Below are 22,930 nucleotides of genomic sequence, written 5' to 3' on the forward strand. Positions count from 1 at the left end.
AAAATAATAGCCACATAAGTGATAATGATTATCAATATCAATTGTGAGGCATTATTAGTGTACCTTAGCGTTTTGCTTCAAGTCAACTTATTTTCTAACTTTTCAGTCACATCACCTAAGCACATCGAAGGGTCTCAATGTAATTGTATACATTAAACAGTTCATTGACTTTTCACTAGTCTACTAACGCTACAAGTGCTGGATTTATATCAAACGAAACAACTTTTCCCACATCTATTTCTTGTTCCACAGGCGCGTAAATGAGCATCGTTTCCTCTGCATGGTTGACGTCATTTTGCAGTTGGACATACAACTCCTGATATTCACCGCTGTATGTGACACGCTGGACACGCCCACAAAAAGTCCCTTCTTGAACAAGTTTACACCCTTCTGGCCGGATTGAAAGCTTAACTGTTTCCAACTGCTTTTGTGATTCTACTGGAAGGGATACTTTGCCAATATGGGTATGAATATTTTTCAAATCTTCATCCATCATCCCTGTCAGAAGATTTGTCTTACCAACAAACTGGGCAACAAAGCAATTTTTAGGACAACGATACATCTCTTTTGGCGCAGCTACCTGCTGTATAATACCTTCATTCATGACAGCAACCTTATCGGAGACCGCAAAGGCATCTTTCTGATCGTGAGTCACAATAATGGCAGTGGTATTGGCTTTTCTAAGAATAGTCGTCACATCATAGCGCATTTTTTCCCGTAAGCCAGCATCTAAATTACTAAACGGTTCATCCATTAATACAACATGTGGATTAGGGGCTAATGCTCGTGCTAAAGCAACACGTTGCTGTTGACCACCGGACAGCTGAGCAGGATAACGCTTTGCATAGTCTTCCAACCCTACCAATTCCAGAACTTCACGAGCACGCGCTTTTTTTTCTTGTGTTTTCCATCTATTAAGTCCAAACATAACATTTTTTAAAATCGTCATATGTGGGAACAGAGCATAGTCTTGAAAAACCATCCCAATGCCTCTTTTTTCAGGTGGAAGTGAATGACTTTGTCCAGCAACAGCCTTACCATCTATGTAGATTGTACCGTTACTTGGCGTCTCAAAACCCGCTATCATCCTCAGTGTCGTCGTCTTCCCACAACCACTTGGTCCCAAAAGTGTCACTATTTCACCTTTGTCAATACTTAGATTAAGTTCCTTAACCGCTTCTCTTTCATTATGGTTAAAAGTTTTAGTTAAGTTTTTCAGATGTATAAAACTCATGACTTTCCCCCCACTTCATTACTAATCATCTTCATTTCAGAATGTTCAGCTTCTTCACCTATTCATTGACACATCTTTGCTAGCACCAACACCTCGGGTTAAAGAAAACGTGTGGACAGATACATTATGACGATAGCCCTTTTACAGTTATCGAATTTCCATCGCTTTATAAAACAAACTCTTAATACCCGTGACTATCATTTTCATATAAACGGTACAAATCCTTGGTCACAAATTTTAGTAGAAATCTATTTTTGTATTTATATATTTTAATTGAGAATGATATTCAATCTATCCGAATTATATCATCCATAAATGGGTTAAACAACACATACTTAACACCATGAACGCAGTGCTTATAGATTTTTTACAACTTTTCACTAATTCTTCACAAATTGCTTTTCATCACACCTATTTGTTCCTTTATGATAGAAATGCATAGCGAATTGATTTTGAGAGGGGGAGATTATATGGGGCAGGCTGGATTGGAAAAAAATAAAAAAACACTACCGGCTACAGAACAAGAAGCGTCACTAAAAGGGACACTCATTTTCGTTTTGTTTATTGGGTCCTTCATTCTCATAACATGGTTTGCAATCTTCTATTTATTTGTAGGAAGGATTTAACTAAGGGGGGCTTTAACCTATGCATTTACACAAATATGAAAAAATCTGGCTCGTGTTCGGTATCGGGTCACTTGTGCTATTTTTAGTTGTACTCGGTGTTGCCGCCTTTGCTTTTGGCCATCAGCCACCAAGTCACATGGCTTCAGTCGATTCACAAAATCTCGAAGAAAGCGTTTTCTCAAAACCAGGCCTAGAACAAATTAATGAGGATACGTATAGAGCTCGCTTGATAGCAATGGCATTCGGGTATAGCCCAGATACAATTGAGGTTCCTGCAGGATCTACCGTTATTTTCGAGGTGACGAGCCAAGATGTTGTTCATAGTTTCACCATCCCAGGTACAAATGTGAATATGATGATTACACCTGGTCATGTCAACATGGCTGAATATACATTTGATGAACCTGGGGAATATTTAGTTTTATGTAACGAATATTGCGGTACAGGCCATCATTATATGCAAATGAAAATCGAGGTGACACCATAATGACTCAATCGAATTTAGCATTTAAAAATGTTTCAAGTGACTTAGACATACAGCTAGACCCTAAAGATGCTAAGCTTTCTTTCGTACACATTGTGGTCGCTTTTTTTGCCTTCCTTCTAGGTGTACTCGGAGGCCTTTTGCAAGGGTTGGCCAGAGGTGGCATCATTGAATTACCTAGCTGGCTCACTTATTATCAAATTTTAACCGCTCACGGCGTCCTACTTGCACTCGTTTTTACTACTTATATTATTTTTGGATTCTTTTTTGCCGGGATGAGCAAAACTCATGGTGCTTTTTCTGACAGACTAAGAAAAGCTGGCTGGATAGGCTTTATCTTAACAACGATCGGTACCGCCATGGCAGCTACTATGATACTTGCTAATGAAGCATCGGTCTTATATACATTTTATGCACCATTGCAAGCACATTATATTTTTTATATTGGTTTAACTCTCTTTATTGTAGGGACCTGGATTTCCGGTGTAAGCATTATGATCCATTATTTTAAATGGAAAAAGCAGCACCGTGGTGAGCCAACGCCATTATTTGGTTTCATGGCCACAGCTACTATTATTTTATGGATCGTAGCCGGTCTCGGCGTTGCTGCCACTGTCCTTGCGCAAATGCTTCCATGGGCACTGGGCATGACTGATGAGATCAACGTTTTGTTGAGTCGTACACTTTTTTGGTACTTTGGGCACCCACTTGTTTATTTCTGGATTATGCCTGCTTATATGGTATGGTATCTCGTTGTCCCTAAAGTGATTGGTGGTCGGTTATTCAGCGGTTCACTTGCTCGCCTTGCCTTCGTATTATTTTTACTGTTTTCAATCCCTGTAGGCTTTCATCATCAATTAATGGAAGCAGGTATATCAGAGTTTTGGAAATACATTCAAACTGTGTTGACATTCGTGGTGGTAGTCCCATCTTTATTAACGGCCTTTTCTATTTTTGCTACATTTGAACAAACAGGTCGAGAAAAAGGTGGTAAAGGTGTCTTTAGTTGGCTTAAAAAGCTCCCTTGGAATGATGTGCGATTTTTCGCTCCGTTTATGGGAATGCTTTTCTTCATCCCTGCCGGTGCCGGTGGTTTAATTAATGCTAGCTTTCAATTAAATGCCGTCATCCATAACACATTATGGGTAGTAGGACACTTTCACCTCACTGTAGGAACAACAGTGGTGTTAACTTTCCTTGGGATGGCTTTCTGGCTCATTCCTGTTGTCACCGGACGAAAATTAACTAAATCTATGAACCGCTCCGGTATGGTAACGACATGGATGTGGTCAATCGGAATGTTTTTAATGTCAGGTGCTATGCACATTCTTGGTCTGTTCGGGGCCCCAAGACGAACAGGCTATACAACCTACCAGGATGCTCCTCAAGCATTAGAATGGTTTCAAGGGATCTTTGTCAGTCATACCACAGTAGCTGTCGGAGGAACTATTTTAACGGCTGCGGGTATTTTAATGTTCTATAATTTCGTCTATTTAGCTTGGTTTGCACCAAAAGGCCATACAGAGTTTCCAATGACACCTCCACCAACTGACACACCACATACTCCTGCTATTTTGGAGAATTGGAAATTGTGGATTGGCATTGCTGTTGTCTTAATCTTATTCGCCTACACTATTCCTATATATGATATGATTAACAATGCGCCTCCTGGTTCACCTGGTTTCAATAATATTATTAAGTAAGCATGCAAAACACCGTTATGAGACCTCCTCATAACGGTGTTTTTTGATTAAAATATCTACTAATACTTAGTCTAGTCATAACACCCTATTGATGCATGACTGTCACACTCAATATTTCAACACGAAAATAATAAGTGGTCTCTATCCCATGATTCCCTAATGATGAGCCACGTCTGAAAATAATCCAATGGTACAAAAGAGTTCAGCATTTAGCTGAAGAATCAAGCCTTTAGAAAGCCTCTCTTTGCTGTAGTAGCATACACATGTATGAGTCGTTTTCTACAAGTGTATATTATAATTTAGTTATCTGATTATGGATTTTTTAAAACGAACCTTCAATCATTGGGCATTGTCGTTCCTCTTCCACTGTTTGATCGTTGCGTGAATCAGGACATTAGCGGGTGTTTTACGGCCGACTATCTGTTATAAAGGGTAAAAATAGTTAAGTTACGAAAAAGGGTATATAGACGTGTGTGGATAATTATGTCCCCCTGAAACAGCTGGGCCTCCTTTAGAAATGCTACGATTTCTTTTTTCTCTTAAAAACGTGTGCATGAACCTTAAACGAGTGATAACATTAACAATGTAGTCATGGTTTTGATCGAATGAGCAGGAAAGGGTGATCCCTTTATGGATACTGATAAATTAACCGTTTTAACCATCAAGTATTTGAAAGAGCAAAATAGACCGGCATTACAGGATATGACAGAAGAGTTACACCCTTATGATTTAGCTGAATTATATAAAGCTCTTCCGGAAAAGCATCATTTTAAATTTCTGACCTTTATAACGTCTAAAGATATCGCTGACCTTGTCATGGAACTAGAGCCTGATATGCAAAAGGAAGTCCTTCAAAAGCTAGGGATCGAAAAGTCTTCCAAAATCATGGATATTATGGACAATGATGATCTTGCCGACTTACTTAGTGAAATTTCTCAAGAAAAGCTGGAAGAATACTTGTCAGCGATGCAAACAGATGAATCTAAAACGGTTCAACATTTAATGAGTTATCCACCAGAAACAGCTGGTGGGATTATGACGAACGAATTTGTTTGGATTAGAGATTATTACACTGTAAGAGATGCAGTAGACAAATTTAAAAGTTTCGCGGAGTATACGAGGAATATTTATTACTTATATGTTATTGATGAACATAAAAAGCTTGTAGGTGTTGTTTCATACAGAGATCTCCTTTTAGCAGATATGAATGAGAAAATTTTTGATATCATGTTCAATCGTGTTATCTCGGTAGCCGCCGATACAGATCAGGAGGATGTAGCGCAAATCATTCAGCGTTACGATTTTCTTGCTGTCCCAGTAGTTGATAAGCAAAATGTCTTAAAAGGGATTGTCACAGTCGATGATGTCATTGACGTTGTATTAGAGGAAGCTCAAGAAGATATTGAAAAGTTATCAGCTTCTGGTAAAGATATCGATTTTCAAACGAAAGCTTATGTGGCTTCATATCGACGATTGCCATGGCTCATTTTATTATTATTTATCGGACTTATTTCAGGTAGTATTTTAGATAGCTTCGAGGATACCCTCGAGCAAGTCGTAGCACTTATTTTCTTTATGCCGATGATTGCAGGGATGACAGGAAACACCGGCACTCAATCACTAGCAGTCGTCGTCCGTGGACTCGTCACAAACGAAACTGATCGAAAAACCATTTTAAAACTTGTATGGCGAGAATTTAAAGTAGGTATTATTATCGGGCTTGTATGTGGTCTACTCGTATTTTTTGTGGCAACGTTCTGGCAGTCTATTATGTTCGGTGTCGTCGTAGGTATTAGCCTTTTAGCCACCTTAATCATTGGTACGATGGCTGGTACAATCATTCCTTTGATTTTATACAAAATAGGACTGGATCCCGCCGTTGCTTCTGGTCCATTAATCACAACACTTAACGATATTTTCTCACTCCTTATTTACTTCGGTATCGCCACAAATCTTATGCATATGCTCATATAACCTTTGAAGAGGCTGTCCCACCTACCATTAAGGGGGACCCTCTTCCCATTTTTCCCTTTAATTCTTCTCAATGTCCTTTTCATTAAACTAATAGAGCCACACTCTTAAATTTTCAGATTTATCTGGATTTTTAAATCCGACTACTTTTTCACCTCATGCCTTGACATCACTTAGATAAGAGCCCTCTCAAAGCAAATGTTATATTCTGTGGGCGTTCAGCTAACCGTCTCATAAAATAACCATACCAATCGATACCGAACGGTACATAAACTCGCATTTTATAACCGTCTTCAACTATTTTCAATTGTAGGTCTTGTCTGAATCCATAAAGCATTTGGAATTCAAATTGTGTTTTTTCAATTCCCTGTTCCTTCGTATAAGTGATCACCTCTTCAATAATACGATGGTCATGAGTGGCAATAGCTGTATAGCTCCCATTTAATAAATGTGCTTTAATAATTTTTAGATAATTACGATCAACTTCCTCTTGCTTTTGATAAGCGACTTCTGGTGATTCTTTGTAAGCTCCTTTAATTAACCGAAGATTGACCCCTTTTAAATCGCGTATATCTTTTTCGGACCGATGAAGATAGCCTTGTATCGCTGTGCCTACATTATTGAAATGCTGGCGTAGCTCATGCAAAAGATCTAGCGTGGCATCAAGATGCGAATAATCTTCCATATCAATACGGACGAAAATACCGAGTTCTTCTGCTTTTTTTAAAATTTTCATCATATTATCACGGCATAGATGTGGATTAACATCGAGGCCTAGTTGCGTCAACTTTAGTGATAAATGACATGACACTTTATGCGTTGCAATCGCTTCTAAGGTTTTCACACAATAATTAGCTGAATCTATCGCCTCTTCTCTTGTGTAAACGAACTCCCCTAAATGATCAACAGTCGCTACGAGACCCTTTTCATTTAATGACTTAACCGTTTCCATTGCTTCTTCAATCGTTTCCCCAGCTATGACCGATTTAGCACCAAACTTCGGCCCCCATTTCATCGCCCGCGTTTTAATAAAGTTATTTTGAGACAAAAACAGAAAGAAATGTCGTGTAATCATCGTTTACAACTCCTTTCTAACGTTAAATATAAAACGAACCTTCAATTCAGTGGCATTCGTTCTTCCCCTACTGATTGGTCGTTGAGTCACTCTGGATATTAGCGGCGGTTATATGTGATAAAGGGAATCCGGCCACATCATGTGACCGGAGAGTACTAGAACAAGGGACATTAGCCTCCCTCTTAAGGGGTTAACACTTCACTAATCTGTTCAATTGCCCAGTCAAGATCTTCTTTTGAAATAACAAGAGGAGGGGCGAAGCGAATAACATTCTCGTGGGTCTCTTTACAGAGTAGCCCCTTTTCTTTTAGCTTTTCACAATAAGGTCTAGCAGGCTCCGTCAATTCAACTCCTATAAATAATCCTTTTCCTCTTACTTCTTTTATGTGTGGATTAGAAATTGTCTTAAGCCGTTCCTTGAGATAGTCACCTAGGCGATTGGATTTCTCTACGAGTTTTTCGTCTTCTATCACGTCTAGTGCAGCGATTGAAACAGCACACGCTAATGGATTGCCGCCAAACGTTGAACCATGAGAGCCAGGCTCAAACACACCGAGAATATCATCATTCGCTGCAATCACAGAGATAGGCATCACACCGCCCCCGAGAGCTTTACCAAGGATATATATATCGGGCTCTACTTCTTCCCAATCACATGCAAACATCTTACCTGAACGCGCTAATCCGCATTGAATTTCATCTGCCACGTACAACACTTGTTCTTTTTTGCAAATCGTATAAGCTTCCTTTAAGAACCCTTCTGGAGGAATGTTAATTCCCGCCTCTCCTTGAATTGGTTCAAACAAAAAGGCTGCTGTATTTGGGGTAATAGCGGCTCTTAAGGCGGCGCTATCACCATAAGGAATCACTTTTATACCCGGAAGCATCGGTCCAAAATCTTGTTTATAAGCATCATTCGATGACAACGAAACAGCTGTCATCGTGCGCCCATGAAAATTATCTTGGCACACGATTATTTCAGCTTTATTTGCTTCCACTCCCTTCACACGATAAGCCCAGCGTCGGGCTGTTTTTGCCGCGGTTTCAACAGCCTCTGCTCCTGTATTCATAGGTAATACCATGTTTTTCCCTGTTAATCGAGAAACTTTTTCATAGAATATTCCGAGCTGATCATTGTGAAACGCTCTCGATGTTAAGGTGATCCGATCTGCTTGTTTTTTTAAGGCCTCGATGATTTTAGGATGTCTATGTCCTTGGTTAACAGCAGAATAAGCACTTAGCATATCCATATACCGTCTGCCTTCCGGGTCCTCTACCCAAACACCTTCTGCCTTTGAAATAACGATAGGCAGCGGGTGATAATTATTTGCTCCATATGCTTCTGTCAGGTGAATAATCTCGGAGGATTTTGTCATCGTTCTCCCCTTTCTTAAAACATATCTGAGACTGTTTTCGGCTGTAAGAAATGAAGTAGATAGTCTGGGCCACCTGCCTTTGAATCGGTTCCAGACATATTGAAACCTCCGAACGGATGATAGCCGACAATAGCAGCTGTACACCCTCGATTAAAATAGAGATTTCCCACATGAAAATCTTCACGTGCCTGCTCTAGGTGGTCACGATTATTAGAAATGACCGCCCCTGTCAGTCCATATTCTGTGTTGTTGGCAATCTCTATCAATTCATCAAAATCTTTAGCTTTCGCAAATGCCACTACTGGACCAAATATCTCTTCTTGCATAATTCGGGCGTCCGGTGCCACATCGGCAAAAACTGTCGGCTTAATAAAATAACCTGTGGTATTATCTCCCTCACCACCAACCATAAGTTTCCCTTCCTGTTTACCAACCTCAATATAATTTAGTACTTTTTCAAACGCCGCTTGGTCGTTAACAGGTCCCATGAAGTTAGTGTTGTCTTGATAGACCGGCCCTACCGTCAATTCCTTCGTGCGATTAACAACTTTCTCAAGCACTGTGTCATAGACTTTTTCATGAATAACAGCACGAGAGCACGCTGAACATTTTTGGCCTGAAAAACCAAATGCCGAATACACGATTGATTCTGCTGCCAGATCTAGATCTGCATTGTCATCAACGATTATCGTATCTTTTCCGCCCATCTCAGCAATGACACGTTTCATCCAAATTTGGCCATCTTGTACTTTTGCCGCCCTTTCAGCAATATGAAGACCTACTTTTTTAGAACCTGTAAAGTTAATAAATCGGGTGCGAGGATGATCAACAAGATAATCCCCCATCTCAGCACTACTTCCTGGAATGTAATTAACGACGCCCTTTGGAAGACCTGCTTCCAATAACACTTCCATGAACTTATAGGCAATAACCGGTGTCGTACTGGCAGGCTTTAATAAAATAGTGTTTCCTGCTACCATTGGCCCCGCAGTGGTTCCAGCCATAATTGCAAAAGCAAAGTTCCAAGGTGAAATCGTTACTCCTACACCTAATGGAATGTAAGTGAACTGATTATGTTCACCGTCTCTGGAATTTATCTCTATCCCATCTTTTAAACGTAGGATTTGTCGGGCATAATACTCGAGAAAATCAATGGCTTCTGCCGTGTCTGCATCCGCTTCTTTCCACGGTTTTCCGGCTTCATAAGTTAACCATGCAGAAAATTCATGTTTCCTGCGGCGAATCATAGCAGACGCTTTAAATAAAATGTTCGCTCGTGCTGCCGGGTCCCACTTCTTCCAAGATTTAAAGGCTTCATCAGCAGCCTGCATCGCTTTTTCAGCCAATTCACGACTACACTTAGAAACGAAACCGACAACTTCTTTTTTGTTAGATGGATTTTCAGAAACTGTTTTATCCTCAGTAAACACTTTCTCACCATTAATAATAAGGGGATATTCTTGGCCCAATTGACCTTTGACAAAGTCAAGGGCTTCCTGATACGCCTTGCGATTTTCCTCAACTGTAAAATCTGTAAATGGCTCATGTCTGTAAGGTACTACCATGATCAAATCCACTCCTTTAAATCTCATAGTTAAAATCCTTCAATGTTATAATGTTGCAAAAATTGTGCCAACTTTTAAATCCTGTAACAAAGCCATTGGTTGGAGGTCACACCGCAAACTTATATGGCATGCAAAAAATAAAATATCGCTAACTGCAAAACTATTTTGCAGGAGGTTTATTTGTCTTTGTAGAATAAAACACTAAAGAGGAGGAATGACATGATGTTTAAGGAAATCCCTCAGTTACCGGGTGTTTACAGACAACTTCTCGATGCCATTGATATTGGCATACATGTTATCAACCACGAAGGAAAATCAATTATTTATAATAAAAAAATGTCCGAAATTGAAGACATGAATAAAGAGGAAGTTTTAAATAAGACTATTATGGATATTTTCTTATTCAATTCTGAGGAAGAAAGTAGGCTGCTACAAGCATTAAGTAATGGGAGCGTGCATCGTAACGCAAAACAAACCTATTTTAATTTTAAAGGTCAGGAAATTACAACGATCAACGATACCTTTCCTCTTGTTCATAACGACATGAGAATTGGAGCAGTGGAAATTGCAAAAGACATCACGAAGCTTGAACGCCTTACCCGTGAGACCTCCAGAGAGAAACATGATGCCAAGTTTACATTTGAACAAATTATTGGGGAGTCATCTGCAATTAAAGAGGTTGTTCATAACGCACAACGCGCAGCAAGGACGTCATCATCTGTCCTCATCTCTGGCGAAACTGGTACTGGAAAAGAATTATTTGCCCAAAGCATTCATAATGGTAGCCATAGATCAGCAAAGCCGTTTATTAGTCAAAACTGTGCCGCTCTACCTGATTCCTTAATTGAAGGTATCTTATTCGGGTCTGTAAAAGGCGCTTTCACTGGTGCTACTGACCATCCTGGTTTATTTGAACAAGCAGATGGCGGGACGTTAATGCTTGACGAAATTAACTCATTGAACGCATCATTACAAGCAAAACTACTGCGAGCCATCCAAGAAAAATCCATTAGACGAATAGGTGACACTAAGAATCGAATGATAGATGTTCGAATTATCGCCACAGTGAATGAAGACCCTTTGCTCTCTCTTGAAAAGAACCGTCTACGAGAAGATCTATACTATCGTCTAAGCGTCGTATCACTGACAGTACCACCTCTAAGGAAACGAAAAGAAGACATCTCATTATTAGCCGACCATTTTGTCCAAAAGTACAATCATCGCTTCCAATTACATGTTCCAGGGCTCGCAGATGAAGTTAGCCACTTTTTTAAACAATACGATTGGCCTGGGAATGTCCGGGAATTAGAACATATGATTGAAGGGGCCATGAATTTAATTGATTACGACGAACCGATTCACACCATCCATTTGCCTGTTCACGTGCGCAAAAAATTCCCACTCCCTGCTAATGATATGACAATAGGCGATTCAAACTCACTTAAACAGAAAGGAGTGGAAGCGGCTGTCAAACCTCTTCATGCTTATATAGAAGAAGTTGAAAAAATGTATCTCGCTAACGTCCTTTCTATCTATAACGGTAACATTAGCCAAGCGGCTGAAAAATTAGGTATTAAACGTCAAAGTTTACAGTATCGGCGAAGAAAATATAATTTATAGAACGACATTCAACATACAAATGACATCTGCAAAAAATAATTTATACCTTGAACTTCTGGTATAGGCGGAGGCCTTCTTGAGGGGGAGCCTAAGGGGCCATTGACGTAAAATCACCCATTCAGGGAAGCAATTGATTTTAAGTTACTTGGATATCATCCTTATTGGAAAGCCATCCGTTTCCTCCAGACCCTCTTTAACCTGACATAATAAAGGCTGTTAAGAGGATTCCTCTCAACAGCCAAAGTGGCACTTTCTTATAGTAGGTTTCTTTTAATTGTCAGTTTCAAACTATAAGCCATACCATCCATTGATTAACTTAATTTTCTCCCATATCATACGTGATAGTGTCTCCACTATCTACGTTGATAATTTCCAGTGAATCAAGGGTAAAGGATTTAGCGGTTAGCTTGAGTGCTTCAAAAAACAGGTGAAGTTTTTCTTCTTCTACGTCTCCATCTTCGATAATACGGTAACCAACTCTAGCTGTATCACCAGGAATCGTTACACTTGTGACTTCAACAGGTGCAGGAATAGCTGATTCATACCAACCTTCCTCTTCTTCTGTCGTAGCCATTTTTTCCACCGTTTGTTCAAATGTTAATGGCGTCCCATCTTCTCTCATGACTTCTCCTGCCATTCTAGCGCTTATTAAACCTACCTCATTATTTTCTTCAACGAGATAATAACCTCTGTTATGTGTCGTCACATCGAGAGACTGCGCCATTCCTCGGGGACCAAAAATGAGACCAGGCTCTTCATCAACAAGAAATTCTACTTCATTGTAACCGTATAATGGGACAATTTCTTGAAACATTTCTTCGATAAAAGCATATTCTTGTGAACTTAATGCTTGGAGGGCTTCTGTATCCGTAAAGTGAAGCTGGACTGTGTCACCACTCGACGTCACATCCTGTAGACTATTTAAGTAGTGACCTGATGTTGTATCGCTCTCTTTAACTGAAGTAAGCAATGCCTTCTCTCTATTAACCGACTCATCTAGTTCATATTCTTCCACCGTAATATAGTGGTTAGCACTACTTCCCTCTCCAACAGAGTAGCTCTTTGCAATATAAGCAACGCTAGCAACCCTTGCCGGTTTAGTCATCACTTGTGCTGGCTCATCATGTTCATTGAGCATTTCGTTATCATCATCTTCTATAGATGGTGTTTCAGGGGCTTCTGGAAGTTCTTCCTCGTTGTTATTAACAGCCACCTCGTGAGAGTCAAGATCAGTATCATTTAAATCATTGTTTTCAACAGGAGCTGTTTCGTTCAAATTTGCCTCTTCTTGATTCATATTATCGGTCGTCAGTTGATTATCACTTGTAAAGAATGGAGGAATAATAAGAATAGCTAAAAGTACTGCTGCCGCAGAAGCCATTGCCGGAAAGACCCAGGGCTTCTTTTTCCGCGGTGAAAAGCGTGTGGGCAATTCTTTTTCTGTCCTACTCGCTATCGCCTGGAAAAGGTCATCCTTAGTTTGTCTATCTTGGACGGGAGGAAGCTTTGTCAACGTTTTCTCTACATCTTCTTCCGACCACTTTTTGTTGTTCATTTACTTACCTCCTTCTCACCCATCGCAGCATCAGCCTCTTCCAAATGTCTTTTCAATGCTTTAATCGCACGGTGTTGAGTCGTTTTCACTTTACTTTCAGTCCAACCTAATATATCAGCTGCTTCAGCTATAGAAAGGGATTGAATATAGCGGAGTAAAACGACTTGTTGTTGATCTTGACTACACTTTTCTAGCATTTTATAAATGTGCTGCACTTCTTCTTTTTGAACAACGATTTCTTCAGGTAAAGGGTCGTTGTCTTCTATTTCAAACTCGCGTTCACTCCATTCGTACTCTTTACCTTCTGATTTACGCTTTTTACGGGACTGCTTTCTTATCCAGTCGATAGCCACATGCTTCGCAATGGAGTAAAGCCAAGTCTTCTCACTGCTTTTCCCTTCAAACGTTTCGTAAGAATTTAAAACTTTTATATAAACCTCTTGCACGAGTTCTTCCGCTGTTTCTCGGTTCCGTACAAGGTAAAAGAGGTATTGGAAAAGTTGGTGGTGATAGGTTTGATATAACCGCTCAAACTCCTCTCTCACATTGTTCCCTCCCTGACTAATATATTGGTCGACATTTCGCTCTTTCTGTTACATATCAATTTGAGAAAAAAATTTATGAGAGAAGCTGGCATTTACCTTGTGAATGCCCATACCCAGTAAAGTGCCCCTCCTATAAATCCTATTACAAGTAAAACAAATGCTAATTGCCAATTTTTAAGCTTCATTTTGTCACCTTTTCATTGAATAGAGTCTCATCACATTATATAGAAAAATAAAAAGCTTAGCTATAACATGCGGGAACATTCTCCATAGAAACCATAATAATAGAGAATTGTCGATAAAAGTCGTGTGAATATTGCTATAAGATAAAATGGACTATTAAACATCCCACTACTCGTTACTATTAGTGTGGTTAAAATTCTCCTTTATCATTAGTTCTTTGGTGTGAATCACATCAAAAAACACTTATTTCATCCACTATGCAGATGAAATAAGTGTTTTTTTACAATAACAGGTGTTATTTACCGTTATTCTGAGGCACGCTTTGCCACATCAATCGCCCGATTTGTTCCCTCTACCGCTTGTTTTAAAGCTTCTTCTGGACTAGTTCCTTGATACAATGCTTCGAGTGACGTCACGACCTGTTCCCGCGATTCAGGAAAAACAGTAATCAAAGCTCCCTGAGTAGCTGACGAAGGAATCGTATCTTGCAATTGAGCGATAGGGACTGTTAACTGTGGGTATTTTTCATGTTCTTCATGGACGATCGTTTCTTCATAGGCATCAGGATTTGTTGAGAAATAACCTGTATTCACGTGCCACTCTGCTTGCACTTCAGGCTCATTAAACCATTTCATAAAATCCCACGCCGCCTCTTGCTGTTCATCACTAATGCCACTCCCCATCCATACAGATGCACCACCGATGACGACTCCGTGTCGCTCGACTTCATCAGCGTGTGGCATATAAGCTACCCCGACTTCAAAGCTTGCGTTATCTACCATTTCTTTCGTCCCTGCGGAAGAGTCCATATACATAGCGACATTTTCCGTCTGAAATGCGGCACGTAAATCATCCCAATCACGGCCATAATAATTAAATACTTCTGAGTCATTCATATTCGCCAGCCATTCAAATGCTCGCAGCCCTTCTTCTCCACCGAAGAGTGCTTCGTTCGCATCTCCTTCTCGGCCGTTCTCTTCATCCACGTAATCTGCCCCTTGTGTTGAGATGAGCTGTTCAAAAAACCAACCATGCCCAAGCATAGAAAAGCCATAAGTATCATCATTTGTTAATAATTCTGCTGCTTCAGCTACTTCACTAAACGTACTCGGAGGGTTTTCAGGATCTAACCCCACTTCTTCAAACATCTCTTTATTGTAAAAAAGAGCTGGGGTCGAAGAATTAAATGGCATTGAGTACAACTGGTCATCGACCATATAATAGCTTAAAATATTTTCTTCTAACTGAGTAATATCATAATTATCACGGTCAATCCATTCTTGAACAGGGATAATATAATTACTCTCAATCATATATTTGGTGCCAACTTCAAACATTTGTATCAGGCCTGGAGCTGTGTCAGTTCCTCCTACTGTTCTGAACTGTGTTAAAAGTTCTTCATAGGACCCTTGATATTCAGGGGTAATGTGATAATCCGATTGTGAAGCATTATAATCACTAATTAATGCTTCCAACGTATCACCAAGTCCTCCCCCCATCGCATGCCAAAATTCAATCTCAATCACGTCGTCTTGTTCGTTAGTTTCCATATTTGAATCATTGTTTTCTTCTTGCTCTACTGTAGATTCATCCGCAGTCACTTCTTCATCATCATTAGTTTGACAACCTGTCACCACTGTTAACATTAACGCCAAAGTCAAAAACCACTTAGTCCTCTTTTTCATATCATCAACTCCCAGTATCATTATTTAAGTGCCCCTTTTGTTAAACCTTTTTGTAACTGTTTTTGGCCAATCATAAGTAAAATTAATGTAGGTAAAATAACAATGACAACACCCGCCATCACAATTCCCCAATTAGTTGCCACTTCATCTGCCTGCAGACGCCTCAATCCAATTTGCACAGTGCGAACAGAATCATTAGTCGTCACGAGTAATGGCCATAAATACATGTTCCACGTTGTTAAAAATCCAAAAATACCCAAAGTCACAAAACTCGTCTTAGCGTATGGGATCACCACCTTATAAAAAATTTGAAACGTGGATAACCCTTCCACTTGAGCCGCTTCATAAAGTTCTTGAGGGACCGTCTTAAAATGCTGCCTTAACAAAAATATCCCGAAGGCAAGGGCGAAAAAAGGCACTGTGAGGGCAAGGTAATGATTCATCCATCCGAACGATTGGATCGTTAAAAAATTAGGAATCATCGTGGCTTCCCATGGGATAAGGAGCGTTGAAATAACTAATATGAACACTCCTCCTCGCCCTTTAAACGGCACGAACGCAAAGACAAATGCAGCTAGTGCACTAACACACAACATACCGAGTGTAGTCACTGTAGCCACTATAAAACTATTTAATAAATAATGACCAATAGGCACTGATGCAAACATATCTACATAATTTTGAAAGGTTGGATTCGTAGGGACCAAAGAACGTTGCAAAATATCATCACTCGTCATAAAACTAACTGAGAAAGCATACATGATTGGAAAAAATAGGGCCAAGCCAGAAATACTTAGAAGGACATATAACATGCCTTTTCTCATCACTGGTAATGCACCTTCCTTTCTCCAAACTTAAATTGTAGGAGTGTCAACACGAGAACCGCTAAAAATAGAACAACGACTTGCGCACTAGCTGGTCCAAATTGATAGTAAACAAACGCTTCACGATAAATGGAGTAAATAATAAGGTTTGTTGCTTCCGCTGGACCGCCACCCGTTAAAATATCCACTTGTCCAAAGGATTGAAAAGAATTAATAAATGTAATGGTAATAATAAAGAAGAGGGTAGGCGACAGCATAGGTACTGTAATTCTACCCAGTTGATAAAAATAGCCAGCACCATCGATCCTAGCACTTTCATATAAATGATCATCAATGTTTTGCAAGCCACCTAGCAGGATTAGAAAAGCAAAACCGGTATTCATCCACACTGTTGTTAAAGCAACTGAAACAAGCGCCATTGTTGAATCCTGAAGCCAAGAAACGGACGGTAAATTAATTGCTCCCAAAAAAGCATTTAATATTCCCGCTGTAGGGTGAAACATAAACAGCCAAATAACAGCTGAAGCGGCTACACTCATTCCCAAGGTGGAGGCAAAAATAGTTCTAAAAAAGCTGATGCCTCGTAGCTTTTCATTTGCAATAATAGCCAAAAATAAAGATATAATCACACTTGTTGGCACTGTATATAAAACGAATAATAACGTTACCTTCATACTTTGTCTGAACGTCTCGGATTGAAATAAATATGTATAATTTTCAAAACCTACAAAGGCCGTTGCTTCACCCTGAGCATCAGTGAAAAAAAAGCTAAGAAAAAGTGAATTAAGCATGGGATAAAACATAAATAAACCAAACAGTATAAAGGATGGGAGTAAATATAGAGCAGCGGTCCGGTAATTTTTCGAACGTTCCCATCGTGATAATGTCGTCTTCACACCATGCTTTTTTACCGCCTCCGATACTGTGAGCGGTTGCTTAACACCCTCTGAGTCATAACTCGTTGCCTCACTCACTTATTTCCACCTCCTATGAATATAAAGTTGATGCTACAGCCAAATCATTTACAGCCTTAACTGTTAACAGCTTAGACGTCTCCATATGAAATAATTGTATGTCCTTTTCATGAACATAAAAACGGATGCTCTCTCCTTTATTAACTGGCCACTGTCCAGACACTTTTGACTTCCACACAGTGTCACCACAATCAAATGTCACAATAGTTTCATCTCCCAAAAGTTCCACTTGGCGTATCTTCCCTAACAGACTGATATAATGTGTGTCGTCTACTGGTACCTCTATTAATAGTTTTTCAGGCCTGATGCCTACGCGCACTTGCGTTTCTAATAATGATGTTTTTGCCCCAATCACTTTTGTACTAAAGCCATCTTTAACAATTAATCTCCCTCCCTGAGTTAGATCACCAATAGCCATGTTCATTGGAGGTGCTCCGATAAACTCAGCAACAAACGTATTAGCAGGGGCATTATATATATCCATAGGACGCCCGATTTGTTGAACTTCCCCTTCTTTCAATACCATAATTCGATCTCCCATTGTCATCGCTTCTACCTGATCGTGTGTCACATAAATCATCGTAATGCCTAACTCTTGCTGCAACTGACGAATTTCAGCACGCATTTGCCCACGAAGTTTAGCATCAAGGTTAGACAAAGGCTCATCCATAAGACAAATAGGCATATGACTGACCACGGCTCTAGCTAACGCTACACGTTGTCTTTGCCCACCTGATAATTCCCTTGGCTTCCTTTTTAAATACTCTGTCATACCAAGCATCTCTACTGCCTCAAGACAGCGCCGCTTCCGCTCGCTTTTAGATACCTTCCTTACCTTTAGTCCAAATAAAATATTCTCTTCAACTGTTAAATGAGGATATAATGCATAATTTTGAAAAACCATGGATAACTGCCGCTTATTTGGCGGCATATCATTAGCTAACTCATCGCCTATCTCTAGACGGCCTGCCGTTATTTTCTCAAGTCCGGCCATCATACGTAATAATGTACTTTTCCCACACCCTGAAGGCCCTACTAGAACAAAGAACTCACCTGGCTCTATCGTGACACTAGCGTTTTTAACTGCAAATGTTGTACCATCGTAGCTTTTACTCACGTTTTTCAACTGTACACGGGCATCCGTCATTTACGCATTCACTCCTTATTAATTCACTTTCCCTCTCACCTGACTCTCTCCAAAGGATAAAACACAAGTATTAACTGCTTATTAAGAACACTTATAGTTAACATGACAAACATTAAGTGGACTTTAATTTTATGACATACTATTAAGGTAATCGTGATATGAGATAGGAATGGTGACTGGAAATTTATCTATAATGAATAACAAAAAACTGGTGGGTGTCTTAATACGACACCCACCAGTTTAATTTCCAATATAAGTATCTTGTTACAGCGTATCTGTTGCTTCTTTTTTAGGAATAATATCGAAAATATCACCTGTCTCAAAAAGGGCAATGACATCATTCAGCCAGTCATAATAAGCTTCTGCTTTTCCAAGCTTCATTAAATCCTGCTTTATTGTCTCTTTGATATCATCATGACTTGTCCGTTCACATAACTCTGTCAACATATGCTTCGTATCTTTAATAGCGGTCATATTCATTTCCGTAGCGTGCCGCCAACGGGTAATAAAAACGTTAGAAAACGATTTATACCAATCATCTTCGGTTTTGTAGAGGTCCTTTCTAACACCCCGTTCCCATACTTGTTCAACCATATTTGCCTCTGATAAGGCTCTAATTCCTGTACTCATACTTGTTTTGCTCATTCCTAATGCGTCACTCATCTCATCTAACGTCATCGGTTTATCAGCAAAAAACACGGTTCCATAAAGCCTGCCAACGGACGGTGTAATGTTATATAAATGAATATTCTTAGCAATTTCTGAAATAAAGCGGTTTCTCGCATTCTCTAATTGAGCATAATCTAGCTCTAAATCAGTATTATGTCGCATTTGTGGTCCCCTCCATCTGTCATGTCATGTATGATGTTAGCAAAATATACTGAAAAAAAGATAGTAGTGTTTCATATATCATACGGCAGTATTTTAACGTATTTAACAGATACACCTATGTAATGTTCGTACAGTTTTTTCTGTACAAACTTTTACAACAAAATAGAGAGTATATGCAGTTTGAACATCTATATTTTAAACGGTATAGTAAGAAAGGTCGAGCAATCATAATAAAAAGGTACCTTTATGTAGCGCTTTCTTTACATCTATTACCAAACAAAACTGAGGTGTCTAATGTGGCAAAAATTAAAGTAGAGGGTCTGACTAAGATTTTCGGTAAACGTCCGAAGCAAGGTCTTAAGCTCTTGAAAGATGGAAAAACAAAAAATGATATATTAAAAGAAACAGGTTTGACCGTTGGGGTTAATCAAGCTTCCTTCGAAGTACAAGAAGCGGAAGTCTTCGTTATCATGGGGCTGTCTGGGAGTGGTAAATCAACTCTCGTTCGTCTTCTTAACCGTCTTATTGAACCGACAGATGGCCAAGTTTGGATCGATGGGGAAGATTTAGCTCAAATGAACGAAAAGCAACTTCGTGATGTACGGAGGAAGAAACTTAGTATGGTCTTTCAGAAGTTTGGTTTATTCCCTTTTAGAACCATCCTTTCTAACGTTGAATACGGCTTGGAAGTTCAAGGTATAGCAGAGGACGTCCGCCGACAAAAAGCGATGGAATCATTAGAGTTAGTCGGATTAAAAGGATATGAGAACCAATATCCTGATCAATTATCAGGTGGTATGCAACAACGTGTTGGATTAGCTCGGGCTTTGGCCAATGATCCAAGCGTTCTATTGATGGATGAAGCTTTCTCGGCTTTAGACCCTTTAATTAGAAAAGACATGCAGGACGAGCTGCTTGATTTGCAAGAAAAAATGCAAAAAACAATTATTTTTATTACGCATGACTTAGATGAAGCATTACGAATCGGTGACCGTATTACGATTATGAAAGATGGTGAGATCGTTCAAATTGGTACCCCTGAGGATATTCTCACAAATCCAGCTGACGATTACGTGGAACGCTTCGTTGAAGATGTGGACCGCTCTAAGGTTTTCACTGCTGAAAACATTATGGTACGCCCAGAGACGGTGAATGTTGAAAAAGATGGCCCACGTGTTGCTTTACAACGTATGAAAGATGCTGGTATCTCAAGTATTTACGTGATTAAACGTAATCGAGAGTTACTTGGAATTGTTCATGCTGACCAAGTATCTAAAGCGGTGAAGGAAAATGCAAAAGACCTAAAGCCACTTATTCAATCAGATATTCCAACTGTAAAACCAGATACACCAATGCATGACTTATTTGACGTTGTATCTACGTCACCGATTCCAATGGCAGTCGTCGGTGAAGATAAACGATTACTAGGTATCATTATTCGCAGTACAATTCTTTCTGCTCTTTCTGGAAATGAGGTGAACGGGCATGATAGCTGACTTATGGCGTAATTTTATTCAATGGATCGCAAACATAACTGAACCTGTTTATGATTTCTTTGATGGTCTTTTAGCTTTTTTACCCGCAATTGGATTTGGTGATTGGGTGGCATCCTTTGTTGACTGGCTTCGAAATGATGCGCCTCTATCTGAGCCATTTTTCGATGGCTTGCGTAGCTTTATCGCATTTGTTGCAGACGATATTTTCTTAAGTATCTTTCAGCTCATTCCGCCCATTATCTTTATTTTAGCATTAACCTTTCTAGCATACAGGTTGATGCCTCGGTCTTACGGGTTACCGATACTTGTCTTTTTCGGGTTACTTTTAATCCAAAGTATCGGCTACTGGAATGACATGCTTATTACGCTGTCACTCGTCTTAACAGCAACCTTAATTTCAATTATTATTGGGATTCCAATCGGGATATGGATGGCCCGTAACGACACAGTGCGCGCTATCGTTACACCGGTTTTAGACTTTATGCAAACAATGCCGGCATTCGTATACCTTATTCCGGCCGTTGCATTTTTCTCAATTGGTATCGTGTCAGGTGTTGTGGCGTCAGTGATTTTCGCCATGCCCCCTACAGTGAGACTGACAAACCTTGGTATTCGCCAAGTACCGACTGAGTTGATTGAAGCATCTGATTCTTTCGGATCAACACCGAAGCAAAAATTGTATAAAGTTCAATTACCAATGGCTAAAACGACTATTATGGCTGGTGTGAACCAAACGATCATGCTTGCTTTATCAATGGTTGTTATTGCCGCAATGATTGGAACTGACGGTATTGGACGTCAAGTGTATTATGCCGTAGGACGAAATGATATCTCTATGGGATTTGAAGCAGGTATCTGCCTCGTTATTCTTGCAATTATTCTCGATCGGTTAACACAAGCTTTTAACAAACCAAAGAATGCTTAACAGCGAGTTTTAAGATTTTCGATCTTTTTAAAAGGCCCTGTCTATGATATGTGTTGATTTAAACTTCTAAGATTTTCACACCACTCCACTGTCTAGCTGGCCTTTAATAAAAGGTTACACATAAAACTATTCTTAAAAGGAGAGGTCATGTATGAAAATGAAAAAACTTGGCGTATTAGCCGGAATGTCATTAGCATTAATTGCCGCAGGTTGTGGAACAAACGATGGCAATAACACAGAAAATAACAATAATAACGAAGGTGCTGGGGCTGACGTAGGGGAAGAACTTAACTACACGATTACAGGTATCGATGCAGGCGCCGGAATTATGGGAGCTGCTGAAGAAGCTCTTGACGTTTACGATCTTGATGAATGGCAAGTTCAAGCAAGTTCTGATGCTGCTATGACACAAGCACTTGGCGATGCTTATGACAATGAAGAGCCTATCATTGTGACTGGGTGGACACCTCACTGGAAGTTTGCTGCTTATGACTTGAAATACCTTGAGGATCCAGAAGGCGTTTTCGGTGAAGCTGAAGATATTCACACTTTCGTACGTGAAGGTCTTGAAGAAGATATGCCTGAAGCTTATCAAGTATTAGATAACTTCCAATGGACTGAAGAAGACATGGGAGAAATCATGATGGACATCCAAGAAGGTACTGATGATCGTGAAGCAGCCCGTGCATGGGTTGAAGAGAATGAAGATAAAGTTAATGAATGGACTGAAGGGGTCGATCCAGTTGACGGTGAAACCATCGACCTTGTGTTCGTAGCATGGGATTCTGAAATTGCGTCTACTAACATGATCGCTGTTGTTCTTGAAGACCTTGGTTATGAAGTCAACATGGACCCACTTGAAGCAAACTTTATGTTCCAAGCAGTTGCAGAAGGTGAAGCTGATGCAATGGTGGCGGCATGGTTACCTGGTACGCATTCACACCTTTTAGAAGATTACGGTGATGACATGGTTGACCTTGGTGCAAACCTTGAAGGCGCTGCTATCGGCCTTGTTGTTCCTGAATATATGGACATCGATTCAATTGAAGATCTACAATAATAAACATTAATAAAATGCGGAGGGGCGTTCAAAAGTAACTTTTGAACGCCC

19 protein-coding genes are annotated in these 22,930 nt (G+C 39.8%); 8 read left to right on the forward strand and 11 right to left on the reverse strand.

Annotated features, from left to right (window positions below):
* Positions 1 to 175: 175 nt before the first annotated feature.
* On the reverse strand, positions 176 to 1,234 hold the full coding sequence (locus tag BK581_RS10015; RefSeq protein WP_078578035.1) for an ABC transporter ATP-binding protein: 1,059 nt from the start codon (positions 1,232 to 1,234) through the stop codon (positions 176 to 178).
* A 470-nt stretch (positions 1,235 to 1,704) separates the two neighbouring features.
* Here BK581_RS10015 and BK581_RS19845 point away from each other — a divergent pair, with 470 nt between their 5' ends.
* From BK581_RS19845 to mgtE, 4 genes are all read left to right on the forward strand, one after another.
* Positions 1,705 to 1,860 (forward strand): cytochrome c oxidase subunit 2A, encoded by a 156-nt coding sequence (locus tag BK581_RS19845; RefSeq protein WP_095995543.1) that lies wholly within the window; start codon positions 1,705 to 1,707, stop codon positions 1,858 to 1,860.
* A 19-nt stretch (positions 1,861 to 1,879) separates the two neighbouring features.
* On the forward strand, positions 1,880 to 2,347 hold the full coding sequence (locus BK581_RS10020; protein ID WP_078578036.1) for a cytochrome c oxidase subunit II: 468 nt from the start codon (positions 1,880 to 1,882) through the stop codon (positions 2,345 to 2,347).
* Positions 2,347 to 4,047: a b(o/a)3-type cytochrome-c oxidase subunit 1 gene (locus BK581_RS10025; RefSeq protein ID WP_078578037.1), complete on the forward strand. Its 1,701-nt coding sequence runs from the start codon at positions 2,347 to 2,349 to the stop codon at positions 4,045 to 4,047. The genes BK581_RS10020 and BK581_RS10025 overlap by 1 nt, the downstream gene beginning before the upstream one ends.
* A gap of 630 nt (positions 4,048 to 4,677) precedes the next feature.
* Positions 4,678 to 6,021 carry a magnesium transporter gene (gene mgtE / locus BK581_RS10030; protein WP_078578038.1) on the forward strand — a complete coding sequence of 448 codons (1,344 nt, stop codon included), beginning with the start codon at positions 4,678 to 4,680 and terminating at the stop codon, positions 6,019 to 6,021.
* A 166-nt stretch (positions 6,022 to 6,187) separates the two neighbouring features.
* On the opposite strand, the gene BK581_RS10035 is transcribed toward mgtE, so the two are convergent.
* The 3 genes from BK581_RS10035 to pruA form a co-directional block, all read right to left on the reverse strand.
* Positions 6,188 to 7,093, reverse strand: coding sequence for a proline dehydrogenase family protein (locus tag BK581_RS10035; RefSeq protein ID WP_078578039.1), 906 nt, complete (start codon positions 7,091 to 7,093; stop codon positions 6,188 to 6,190).
* Between the two features lie 182 nt (positions 7,094 to 7,275).
* Positions 7,276 to 8,469, reverse strand: coding sequence for an ornithine--oxo-acid transaminase (locus tag BK581_RS10040; RefSeq protein ID WP_078578040.1), 1,194 nt, complete (start codon positions 8,467 to 8,469; stop codon positions 7,276 to 7,278).
* A 14-nt stretch (positions 8,470 to 8,483) separates the two neighbouring features.
* On the reverse strand, positions 8,484 to 10,034 hold the full coding sequence (gene pruA / locus BK581_RS10045) for an L-glutamate gamma-semialdehyde dehydrogenase (protein WP_078578041.1): 1,551 nt from the start codon (positions 10,032 to 10,034) through the stop codon (positions 8,484 to 8,486).
* A gap of 222 nt (positions 10,035 to 10,256) precedes the next feature.
* Between pruA and BK581_RS10050 the strand changes: the two genes are divergently transcribed.
* Positions 10,257 to 11,654 (forward strand): sigma-54 interaction domain-containing protein, encoded by a 1,398-nt coding sequence (locus BK581_RS10050; RefSeq protein ID WP_078578042.1) that lies wholly within the window; start codon positions 10,257 to 10,259, stop codon positions 11,652 to 11,654.
* 316 nt (positions 11,655 to 11,970) lie between these two features.
* Here the strand turns inward: BK581_RS10050 and BK581_RS10055 are convergent, their stop codons facing one another.
* The 7 genes from BK581_RS10055 to BK581_RS10085 form a co-directional block, all read right to left on the reverse strand.
* The gene (locus BK581_RS10055) at positions 11,971 to 13,209 is read right to left on the reverse strand and encodes a hypothetical protein (RefSeq protein ID WP_078578043.1); all 1,239 of its coding nucleotides are present in this window, start codon (positions 13,207 to 13,209) and stop codon (positions 11,971 to 11,973) included.
* Positions 13,206 to 13,754 (reverse strand): RNA polymerase sigma factor SigX, encoded by a 549-nt coding sequence (gene sigX, locus BK581_RS10060; RefSeq protein ID WP_078578044.1) that lies wholly within the window; start codon positions 13,752 to 13,754, stop codon positions 13,206 to 13,208. Before sigX ends, BK581_RS10055 begins: the two co-directional genes overlap by 4 nt.
* Before the next feature lie 488 nt (positions 13,755 to 14,242).
* Positions 14,243 to 15,622 carry an ABC transporter substrate-binding protein gene (locus tag BK581_RS10065; RefSeq protein ID WP_078579910.1) on the reverse strand — a complete coding sequence of 460 codons (1,380 nt, stop codon included), beginning with the start codon at positions 15,620 to 15,622 and terminating at the stop codon, positions 14,243 to 14,245.
* A 20-nt stretch (positions 15,623 to 15,642) separates the two neighbouring features.
* Positions 15,643 to 16,446, reverse strand: coding sequence for a carbohydrate ABC transporter permease (locus BK581_RS10070; protein ID WP_078578045.1), 804 nt, complete (start codon positions 16,444 to 16,446; stop codon positions 15,643 to 15,645).
* Positions 16,446 to 17,342 (reverse strand): carbohydrate ABC transporter permease, encoded by an 897-nt coding sequence (locus tag BK581_RS10075; protein WP_245829207.1) that lies wholly within the window; start codon positions 17,340 to 17,342, stop codon positions 16,446 to 16,448. The genes BK581_RS10070 and BK581_RS10075 overlap by 1 nt, the downstream gene beginning before the upstream one ends.
* A 91-nt stretch (positions 17,343 to 17,433) precedes the next feature.
* Entirely contained in the window at positions 17,434 to 18,567 is a 1,134-nt protein-coding gene (locus tag BK581_RS10080; protein WP_078578046.1) for an ABC transporter ATP-binding protein, read from the reverse strand.
* 264 nt (positions 18,568 to 18,831) lie between these two features.
* Positions 18,832 to 19,398: a GbsR/MarR family transcriptional regulator gene (locus tag BK581_RS10085; protein ID WP_078578047.1), complete on the reverse strand. Its 567-nt coding sequence runs from the start codon at positions 19,396 to 19,398 to the stop codon at positions 18,832 to 18,834.
* A gap of 296 nt (positions 19,399 to 19,694) precedes the next feature.
* Between BK581_RS10085 and BK581_RS10090 the strand changes: the two genes are divergently transcribed.
* The 3 genes from BK581_RS10090 to BK581_RS10100 all read left to right on the forward strand — a co-directional run bounded on the left by BK581_RS10090 (position 19,695) and on the right by BK581_RS10100 (position 22,879).
* Entirely contained in the window at positions 19,695 to 20,894 is a 1,200-nt protein-coding gene (locus BK581_RS10090; protein ID WP_078578048.1) for a quaternary amine ABC transporter ATP-binding protein, read from the forward strand.
* Positions 20,884 to 21,819 (forward strand): ABC transporter permease, encoded by a 936-nt coding sequence (locus BK581_RS10095; protein WP_078578049.1) that lies wholly within the window; start codon positions 20,884 to 20,886, stop codon positions 21,817 to 21,819. Before BK581_RS10090 ends, BK581_RS10095 begins: the two co-directional genes overlap by 11 nt.
* Positions 21,820 to 21,970: 151 nt before the next feature.
* Complete coding sequence (locus BK581_RS10100; protein ID WP_078578050.1) at positions 21,971 to 22,879, forward strand: glycine betaine ABC transporter substrate-binding protein; 909 nt, start codon at positions 21,971 to 21,973, stop codon at positions 22,877 to 22,879.
* Positions 22,880 to 22,930 lie beyond the last annotated feature (51 nt).

The organism is Salipaludibacillus agaradhaerens, assembly GCF_002019735.1.
Classification (GTDB): Bacteria; Bacillota; Bacilli; order Bacillales; family Salisediminibacteriaceae; genus Salipaludibacillus; species Salipaludibacillus agaradhaerens.